A 521-nucleotide genomic window follows, 5' to 3' on the forward strand; every position below is an offset into this window, starting at 1 on the left:
TCTCGCCGGTGTAATGCCTGAAGCCAGTACTGGTTCCGTCGCGATGCAGGCGCCGTGAATTTAAAGGATCAAACCGCCATCGACGACCAGCGTATGACCGCAAACATAGGATGACAGCGGCGACGCCAGGAACAATGCAGCGCCAGCCATATCGGCAGGCGTGCCGAGCCGCTGCAGCGGGATCCTGGCAATCGCGCCTTCCAGCCGCTTTGGATTCGCTGTCGTGACCTTTGTCATCTTGGTGTCGACGAGCCCCGGCGCGATACCATTGACGCGAATGCCGTCTTCCGACCACGCCTGCGCCAATGTGCGCGTGAGGCCGACCGCGCGTGAAGTTGGCGCCATCAACGTTATCCGCTGTAACCCTGACGGTCGCTGGGTTGGCGCAATATTTGACGGCCTGGGTTGCGTTCTCGGTATGGAGTGGGAGGGGCTCCATCCCGCAAACAAATCCGTGCTGCTCATCGGCGCCGGAGGAGCAGGCAGGGCCATTGCGTTCGCGGTCGCGTCTGCGGGTGCCC

The 521-nt window shown here is 62.4% G+C and carries 1 protein-coding gene; it reads right to left on the minus strand.

Annotation, left to right across the window (positions count from 1 at the left end):
* Positions 1–60 precede the first annotated feature (60 nt).
* Complete coding sequence (locus AC1DS5_RS25615) at positions 61–345, minus strand: SDR family NAD(P)-dependent oxidoreductase (RefSeq protein ID WP_477721052.1); 285 nt, start codon at positions 343–345, stop codon at positions 61–63.
* Between the last annotated feature and the right edge of the window lie 176 nt (positions 346–521).

Source organism: Polaromonas sp. P4_H1, from assembly GCF_056400945.1.